We start from the raw sequence: 9,706 nt of genomic DNA, 5'->3' as shown, positions 1-9,706 counted from the left end.
TGGGGGTTGGGGGTTGGGGGTTGGGGGTTGGGGTGTGGGGTGTGGGGTTTTACCCATTTTCAGGTGGTCAATTACCTAATTTTCAGGGAAAAAGTCCCTGAATTTTCCCCCCAATCACTCCAAGGGTCGGCACTTTTTGATGTCAAAAAAGTCTAAAAACCTTGTTGGATAAGGTTTTTAGATTTATTCAGCAAACCCTAATTAACTTAAAACTTACATCTGATCACTGATAACTGATCAGTGATCACTGATAACTGATCACTGATCACTGATAACTGATCACTGATCACTGATAACTGATAACTGATAACTGATCACTGATTTACTCTCCCGCATGATAGGAACTGCGGACTAGGGGGCCGGATCTAACCTGGGAAAAACCCATTTTTTGGGCAATTTCTCCCAACTCGCTAAATTCTGCGGGAGTCCAATATTTCTGTACGAGCAAATGTTCCAGAGAAGGACGCATATATTGACCAATAGTAACTCGATCGCAGTCGATCGCCCGTAAATCTGCCAAAGTCTCGATAATTTCCTCTTTTGTCTCACCGTGACCGACCATTAAGCCGGATTTCGTCGGAATTGACCGATCGATTTCCTTAACATAACGCAAAACCGCCAAAGAGCGATCGTATTTAGCACCGCGTCTAACTGGCCCTTGCAAACGGCGCACCGTCTCGATATTGTGATTGTAACAGGCAGGTTTTGCCCCTACCACCGTCGCCACCCGTTGCTGTTGACTTCCCTTACCCCCAGCAAAATCCGGGGTTAACACTTCAATTAAAGTGTGGGGATTGAGTTCGCGAATGGCTGTCATCGTCCGCACAAACCAACTGGCTCCGCCGTCTTCCATATCATCTCTGGCTACAGAAGTCAAGACAACGTAACTTAAATTTAACAATTGCACCGCTTCCGCCACTTTTTGCGGTTCCTCGACATCGAGAGGCATGGGTGCATGACCCTTATCCACTTGACAAAAAGCACAGGAGCGGGTACAGGTGGGACCCATCAACAAAAAAGTCGCCGTACCTTGGGCATAACATTCGCCGCGATTGGGACAGCGACCCTCCTCGCAGATAGTATGAATGTTCCTTTGTTTGATAATGCGCTGAACCGTGGAAATTTCGCTAGATTTACCGAGCGAACGCCGTAACCAAGGGGGTAAAGAGGTAATTTCCTCGCGCCACTGTGGGGAAATATTGGACATGAGAAGTTAAGTAATGTTGGGGATTTCAGTTATCAGTAATCAGTTATCAGTGGGGGGTTGGGGTTGGGGAGAAGGGAGAAGGGAGAAGGGAGAGGGACGACCGACTCCCCAAAACGAAAACTTCGCATCTCACCATTAAGATAACTGCTATAAGCTGAGAAAGCGAGTCAAGATCATTGTTAATCAAAAAGGAAATTTGGGTAATGGGACGACGGCAACGGGGAAAATTTTTAAATCTGGTCATTCAAGGATTGGCGGGTTGCCTCTTGGTTAGTATATTTGTTCTTAATTCCCTGCCATCCCTAGCCCAAAATTTTCTGGTTCCATTTGCATCTCCCACGGGGACAAGGATTTTTGTAGCCGGGGATATAGAATATGCTTCCGTGTATTTAGATGGATTTGCCTTATTTCAGATTGCCTCCCAAGATTTTACCGCTTCTAGGGTGGAAGCGGCCCAGGAAATCTCCCCAGTACAAAGACGGGCTAGGCGCATTGAAAGAGGCTTAAATAATATTATCAATGGGGGTTTCGATCCGACAACCTTGCAAGTAAGTCCGGCGACCCTCAATAATTTAACTGTGATTGTGGCCAGGGATAACCAGAATTTACCGCAACAGGTAATTCTGACAGTAACAGAAATTGATGCCCTGATCGATTCTTCTTCGGTTGCCGATTTAGCGGACAGATGGGTTAAAATCATCCAAACAGCTTTGCTCCAAGCTTGGCAAGAACGTCAGCCCGCCGCTCGCCGGCAACAGGTAATGACTGCCACTATAATTATTTTCGGGATGGTTTGCTTAAGCTGTTTATTAATTTGGTGGCAGAAACGTTTAAGAAATCGCTTCAATCTCCTCAAAAGACAAGCTAAAAGTCAATCTGATCGGAATTTACCCATAAATTCCCCCTCCACCAAAGATCGCTCCCAAGAACCGATTTTAGCCTCTGTGGAAGATTCCTCTAATTTCCGTCAACAGGCTGATATTCAGCGACAACTGACGTTAAATATTCTCTGGAAAAGACTGGCTCTTATTGGACTGATACTGCTTTGGTTTGGCGGAATAGCGGCGATTTTGTATGTATTTCCTGAAACTAGGCTAGAAGGACGCGGGATAATTCGTATTCCTTTGCGGATTTTTATTATCTGGTTGCTGCTGACATCAGTGAGCAATATGATTAATCTCTACGTTAATTCTCGGCTACGGGAGTGGGTAGAGGAAGGAGCGGTTTTTTCCGAAAATTTGGAAAGGAGGATTCTGCGCGCTCCAACTTTATTAAAAGTTTGGCGAGAAATTATCACATTTATTGCTATTTTTCTGGGAATTTTGATTTTTTTTGCCTGGATGGGTCTTTCTTTCGCCTTTTTACTCACAGGAGCCGGTTTAGTGGGAGCATTGCTCACCTTTGCCTTTCAGGATCTTTTAAAAGATTGGATTAACGGTTTTCTGATTGTCTTTGAAGACCAATACACTGTTGGTGATATGATCCAGTTTCAGGAGTTTATTGGTTTGGTGGAAAATCTGAGTTTGCGAGCGACTCAATTGCGGGCTGCCGATGGACGTTTAATCACTATTGCCCATAACCAAATTATTAGCGCACACAACCTCAGTAAAGATTGGGCGCGGGTCAATTTTACCATCGAAGTCGCCTATGACACCGAGGCAGATCTGGCGATCTCTTTAATGGCAGCCATCGCTGAAAATATGGCTGTAGATCCACAATGGCAAGAAGATATCATCAATCCCGTGCAGGTTGCTGGTGTTAGTCGGGTTTCTCACACAGGAATGGAAATTATGCTCAGAATTGTCGTCAAAAGATTACGACAATGGGACATAGAAAGAGAGTATCGTCGTCGTCTAAAAATTGCTTTTGAGGAGAAGGGAATTCACATCGGTATCCCCCAACAAAGTTTCCTCATAGCACAAGATAAAGAGGAATTCAAGGGACAGTTTTAAAGGGGAGTGATACTAAATCCTGTTTAAAAGGTATAGGAGAGTGGGGTGTAGGGTGTAGGGTGTGGGGAGAAGGGAGAAACAATTCATAACTTGAGAGTTAATCACACTATTAAAAACGGATTTGTTATCAGTTAGCAGTTATCACTCCGCGTCCTGTAGGGGCGAAGCATTCGGATAGAAAATCTACGGTTTCACCGATAGGTTATTGCCCGAATGCTTCGCCCGTACTTTTTCAGCAAACCCTAAGTAGAAAATTGCCGTCTTTTCACTGATTACTGATTACTGATTACTGATTACTGTTTGGTAGGTTTAAACTAGGTTAGGATAGCTAACCTAACCTAGAAAATTTTTAGGAAGCTAAGGCTACCTCGACTATTTGTTGTAGTTCCCCCTTTTGATAGAGTTCGAGCATAATGTCGGAACCGCCAATAAACTCACCGTTGATATAGACTTGGGGAATAGTCGGCCAATCGGAATACTCCTTAACTCCTTGTCTTAACTCCTGATCTTGCAGAATATCGACAGTTTCGTAGTCAACCCTCAGAATATTGAGAATTTGTACGACGTTATTCGAGAAACCACACTGAGGCATTAATTTATTGCCCTTCATGAACACAATAACTTTGTTATTCTGGACTAATTGATCGATTCTGGCCTTAGTTTCGGGTGTCATAGGTCTAGTAGCTAGAATTTGAGCAAGAATAGCCAATCCTGAGACGTGGCATATCCTATAAGTTTAGCACAAGCCGTTGAGATAGCTTTAAAAAGGAAGGTCTTCGTCCTCCTCCAAACTCTCTAAAATTTCGTTAACATCAGGCCTCCCGCGCACGATAGTCATATTTTCCAGAGACTTATTAACTTTAGTTTCTGCGGCCGAATTTTCTGGCAGTGAATAACCCATATTGACCACTTCACCATCAAAAGATTTCGCTAACTTTTGAGCGGCTGCCAAAATTTCACTAACATCGACATCTTGATCTAATGTCTCTAAAGATGAATCAAAATTTAAGATTTTTTGGGGCAGTTCTGTGCTAAGAGTTTTGTCATTTTTCTCGATAATTGCTTCTTTGACTGGGGGAATATCCACCACGGTCATAACTTTATTTTCGGGGGTTATTGGTGGAGTTGGTGCGGTTTCCGGTGGTGGTGGCATCCTGGCCGCCGGGGATTGAGAAACTTCCGCAGCCATGGCATCAGTAGCGGAACCTACCTGTAAATGGACTTTAATCCGGCGCTGAAAAACTACCTCGAAAGCTGACTCAATATTAGTCAATCGTAGCCGGGCCATTTTTAATAATTGTTCCGAAGATATGCTCAAATAAGCGCTCGATTCTGACCTACTAAAAAGACTACCGTGCTGACGTAGGAGAGTGCGAGTAGTGGGGGGTTCCATTACTTCTAAAACCTGCTGCCAAATTTGTTCGTGATTGTCATCACTGGTAACAGTTTTAACCTCAGTTTTCGGCACTGCGACGCTAGTTGTCGGGGTGATAACCGCCGGTTTTATCGGTTCATTAACCGGTGCCGGTGCTGTGATTACTTCAGTGGGCCTCTCGGTGCTGGTTTGGGGACGGGAAGGCGCTACCGTGGCAACTAGAGGAATCACCTGTGCTTGCGGTAACAGTCCTAATAGAGTGACTTCTAACCAGAGACGGGGTTGAGTCGTGTTTTTTAGTTGCGTTTCGCTGTCTTTAAGAAGTTGTTGACCGAGGAGAATTTCCTCTAAAGACCAATTACGCGCTTCCGTACATAATTCCTGCCAAGTGGGAGCGGTGACAGCGACCATTTCTGGACGATTAGGGGCAGTTTTGGCTAAAAGTAGGTTTAAATAGAATCCCGCTAGATTTTGCAAGACGATTAAAGGTTCCTTACCGCGATTCATCAGATGGCGACATTGTTCGATAACTTGATCGGGAATATTGCCATGAATGAGTTTAAGTAGGGTTAAGAGGTCTCTTTCGGGGACTGCACCGACCAAATCCCAGACTCGCTCGGCCGTAATCGTTCCTGCGAGTAAACTTAATTGATCGAGGAGACTTTCCGCATCCCGTAAACCACCGTTAGCGATCTGAGCCACAAGGGTTAATGCTTCTAGGTTAATATCGATCGCTTCTATTTGGGCGATTTTTTGCAGGTGTGTCACCATCGCATCGAGAGGAATACGGCGATAATCAAAGCGTTGACAACGGGAGATGATGGTAGGCAAGACACGCTGAGGATCGGTGGTAGCAAGCACAAAAATCACTCGATCCGGCGGTTCTTCCAGAGTTTTCAGCAAAGCATTAAAGGCCGCCGTACTGAGCATATGGCAGTTATGAACTAATAACCCATTGGCAACAAAATTATGATTGTCCTCCACTTCTAGGTCATAGACGCTTTCTGTGTCACCTTCTTGAATCCCTATCACTTCCTCGAAATTTGTAAGCCATTGAGGGGATTGCATAGGGTTGTAAATCGGCAATCCATCGGGCTGTGGCCGATGCTCCCATTTTGAGGTAATGATAGATCTTCCCCGTACTGTGTCGAGTATAGGATAGGCTTTTTGTAGCGTAACCTCTTTGAGTGAGCCAATCGGCAATAAGTTGATTTTCGGCGGGGGAATATCCTTCCGTGTGTAATTGGATAAAACGGCTTCCGTGAGGGGTGATACTGAGTGATCCGTCATCCATATACCACCAAGCCAGTCCTTCGGGTGTGATGTTTTCCAGCCAATTGAGGGAAACAAATTTTCGTTCTCCTTGAGGTCTGACCATCTGGAAAACTTCTCCAAGGCTGGGATGACAAACGCTGCGGGCATAGATTGAAAGTTCTCCATATCCACCGTTGGCAACGATTTGTGACTGAATTTGTAACTCTGGAAGACGACTGGCTTTGTATTCAAGCCATTCTTGTTGTTTACTGCCATGATTCCAGCGTATTCTCGGCCATCGACTGTTTTGGTTGGGGTAATCGATAGTTCCATCTCCGAGTAAAGTCCCGTATATAAGTCCGAGGCTGTTTGAGGACAAAGATTCTCGATGGAACAGTAATTTTTTGGTTCGCTTTTCCCATAAACCGTGTCCTTGTTTGTAAGGATGTCTTTGCCAATAGGATTCAATACTTTTGATCCCTCTGCCTTTTTGTTGGAGAAACAAGGGAATTTCCAGTTTTTCCCCACAGCCACACTGACAAAAGGGCTTGATGGATTCAGCCTGTTGCAAAATAGAGGCCAAGTCATAGACTCTTGTTCCGTTACTATTGCCGTAGTTTTGATGCCCTGAAACGAAACGTCGGTTATGTCCATCCCTTCCATACTTAGAGATGAGTTGCCCGCAGCCACATTCACAGGGGATAGAATCTGATCGCCGATTTTGAGATTTTTTGCTTGTATCCATGCTTTTTCTGTTCTAATCAAATGATTACCAGTGCAATTAATCGTCCGATTTCTGGTTTGAATGGTTAAAGTTGCTTTTACGCCTCGGTTTAGCCATCGCAGGACTTTTTTATATTCCCACTCTCCGCTGCTCTCGTTGTAACTGAGAACTCGTTTTCCGAGAATCTCAGGATGATTAATGGGGATTAATCCCGTTTCGGTGAAAACAAGGCTATCCCCAGTCAGGCATTCATCGATGACATAGACTTTATAACGACATTGGACGGGGGCAAATTGCGATCGCTCGATAATTTCCCGAATGTTATCCACACCGGTATTACTAGCGGCATCAATTTCGATCACGTCTAAAGCGGAACCATTGGCGATCGCCTGACAGACGGAACACTTACCGCAGGGAATCGGTGTCGGATGGTCACTAGACAGACAGTTGAGGGATTTGGCTAAAATTCGCGCCGAGGAGGTTTTCCCCGTGCCTCTGGGTCCAGTAAATAGGTATGCAGGGGCGATTCGCTCACTGATTAAGGCATTACTCAAGGTCGTGGTGATCGCTGATTGTCCCACCAAATCGGCAAAGGTTTGGGGACGATACTTATGATGTAGAGGTTCGTAGGTCATGACTGGCTGAAAACTTTTTCCGCACCCTAGAGACTACTATTATCCTATCCCGATTCTTTTTCGGCACGAGAACAAGTGTATGCTTTTTATCTAGCCAGTTGTAATGCGGGATTTGCATCTCGAAAATGGCAGTTTAGCTAAGGCTTGTAATAAATTGTATTAATAACTACAATTTTGCCGAGAAAATCTGCGGACTATCTTAGTATGCCCAAAGACAGCGCCACCAATCAGACCCACTGCTTATGACTGAATCTACAAAAACCCAATGTCCTTACTGTGGAGTAGGTTGTGGTTTGACAGTCACCCCCGGCGCGTCGGCCGGACAAGCATGGAAAGTCTTCGGGGACAAGTCCCACCCCTCCAGTCAAGGTATGATCTGTGTTAAAGGGGCCACCGTAGCGGAATCGATCGATAAAAATCGCCTCAAAACCCCGATGATCCGCGATTCTCTCCAAGATCAATTTCGTCCTTGCACTTGGGAAGATGCCCTCGATCGCATCGTTAACCAGATGCAAACTCTAATCGCTCAGGGGGAAAAGGAAAGTATCTGTCTATACGGTTCGGGACAATTTCACACCGAAGATTACTACATCGCCCAAAAACTGGTCAAGGGCTGTCTGGGAGTCAATAACTTTGATGCTAATTCCCGTCTCTGTATGTCTTCGGCCGTGGCCGCTTACGTTGACAGTTTTGGCTCCGACGGTCCCCCCTGCTGTTACGATGACCTAGAATTAACCGATTGTGCCTTTCTGGTGGGGACAAATACGGCCGAATGTCACCCCATCATCTTTAACCGTCTGCACAAGTATCTCAAAGGCAACAAAGAAGCGAAATTAATCGTCGTCGATCCCCGCAGCACTAAAACCGCCGAGGCCGCTAATCTCCACCTAGCCATTAACCCGGGGACCGATATTGACCTATTTAACGGTATTGCCCACCTGTTACTGGATTGGGGTGCGATCGATACCTATTTTATCGATAAATGTACCCGGGATTTCGGCAAATACGCCGAAATTATCCGCCATTATCCCCCCGAAATAGTCGCCCCTAAATGCGGTATCCCCATCGACCATTTAGAACAGGCTGCCCGCTACTGGGCCGAATCGGAAAGAGTGCTTTCCCTCTGGTCGATGGGTATCAATCAATCTAGCGAAGGCACGGCCAAAGCCCGCACTTTAATCAATTTACACCTAATGACGGCTAATATCGGTAAACCGGGGGCTGGTCCTTTTTCCCTAACGGGACAACCCAACGCCATGGGAGGACGGGAAGCCGGCGGACTCTGCCATCTTCTGCCCGGTTATCGTTTCGTCAAAAATCCCCAACACCGGGCCGAAGTGGAACAAGCTTGGGGTTTACCCGCCGGTCGGATTTCTCCGGTCCCCGGTCGCGATGCTTGGAGTATGATTACTGGTTTGGAGACCGGAGATGTCAAACTTCTCTGGATTGCCGCCACTAATCCGGCTGTTAGTATGCCTGATCTAGAACGTACCAAGGCAGCCCTGTTAAAATCACCTTTTACTATCTATCAGGATGCCTACTATCCCACAGAAACCAGCGCCTACGCCCATTTATTACTGCCAGCGGCCCAATGGGGCGAAAAAACGGGAACAATGACCAATTCTGAGCGCATGGTGACGTTAAATAAAGCTTTTCGCCCTCCCGTCGGTCAAGCTCAGGCCGATTGGCAAATTTTCGCCGAAGTTGGTCGCCGTTTGGGTTTTCAGGCACAATTTAATTTTAAGGATTCCGCCGAGGTACATTCCGAGTTTATCCGGTTGACATATAAACGTCCTTGTGATATGACAGCGATTAATTATGATCGCCTGGCCGAGACTCCCCGACCGTGGCCCGATTCCATCGATGAAATTTCCGCCCCTAAAACCGCTAATTCCGGGGAATTACTGGGGAATTTAGTTAAAGATGAAGATAAAAGCGAAAAAACAGCCGCAAAACGCCTTTATACCGATGGTAAATTCAATACTGCCGATGGTCGTGCTGTTTTCGCCGCCTACCACAGTAAAGGTCTAGCGGAACCCCCCGACGATGATTATCCCCTAGTGTTGACCGTGGGGCGTTTGTACGGTCACTGGCACACCCAAACCCGCACCGGCCGCATCGAGAAAATTGTCAAAATGCACCCCGCACCTTTTCTGGAAATTCACCCCAAAGATGCGGCAAAATTGGGCATAGAAGCGGGGGAATGGGTGGAGGTGCGTTCTCGTCGCGGTTTTGCCCGTTTTCCCGCTTTAATTACCAAAGCAATTGCTCCTAATTGTGTCTTTGTGCCGATGCACTGGGGAGCTTTATGGGCAGAAAATGCTGAGGCTAATAGTCTCACCCATCCGGCCGCTTGTCCGATTTCCCTGCAACCGGAATTAAAAGCTTGTGCCGTCAAATTAATCCCGATCAAGTCTTTAGTTAGGGTCTGCTGAATAAATCTAAAAACCTTGTTGGGTAAGACTTTTAGACTTTTTGTCAATCAAAAAGTACCAGGCATGGGAGTGATCAGGGGGAAAATTCAGGTACTTTTTCCCTGAAAATTAGGTAGTTGACCAC

The 9,706-nt window shown here is 46.0% G+C and carries 5 protein-coding genes; 2 read left to right on the top strand and 3 right to left on the bottom strand.

Annotation, left to right across the window (positions count from 1 at the left end; translation table 11 throughout):
* Window positions 1-322: 322 nt before the first annotated feature.
* Window positions 323-1,207, bottom strand: coding sequence for a lipoyl synthase (gene lipA, locus IM319_RS21580; RefSeq protein ID WP_287736881.1), 885 nt, complete (start codon window positions 1,205-1,207; stop codon window positions 323-325).
* 203 nt (window positions 1,208-1,410) lie between these two features.
* On the opposite strand from lipA, the gene IM319_RS21575 reads away from it, so the two are divergent.
* Complete coding sequence (locus tag IM319_RS21575; RefSeq protein ID WP_287736880.1) at window positions 1,411-3,159, top strand: mechanosensitive ion channel family protein; 1,749 nt, start codon at window positions 1,411-1,413, stop codon at window positions 3,157-3,159.
* Window positions 3,160-3,508: 349 nt separating this feature from the next.
* Here the strand turns inward: IM319_RS21575 and grxD are convergent, their stop codons facing one another.
* Window positions 3,509-3,832, bottom strand: a complete 324-nt coding sequence (gene grxD / locus IM319_RS21570; protein ID WP_287076616.1) for a Grx4 family monothiol glutaredoxin — start codon at window positions 3,830-3,832, stop codon at window positions 3,509-3,511.
* Between the two features lie 87 nt (window positions 3,833-3,919).
* A complete protein-coding gene (gene dnaX / locus IM319_RS21565) occupies window positions 3,920-7,147 on the bottom strand; it encodes a DNA polymerase III subunit gamma/tau (protein WP_287736879.1) in 3,228 nt (1,075 codons plus the stop codon).
* Window positions 7,148-7,389: 242 nt separating this feature from the next.
* Here dnaX and IM319_RS21560 point away from each other — a divergent pair, with 242 nt between their 5' ends.
* A complete protein-coding gene (locus IM319_RS21560) occupies window positions 7,390-9,582 on the top strand; it encodes a molybdopterin oxidoreductase family protein (RefSeq protein ID WP_287736878.1) in 2,193 nt (730 codons plus the stop codon).
* The last annotated feature ends 124 nt before the right edge of the window (window positions 9,583-9,706 follow it).

It is taken from the genome of Microcystis sp. M113S1 (assembly GCF_020246945.1).
Lineage (GTDB): Bacteria > Cyanobacteriota > Cyanobacteriia > Cyanobacteriales > Microcystaceae > Microcystis.
Note: the sequence above shows the minus strand (reverse complement) of the source record. Positions and strands in the feature narration are given on the sequence as shown.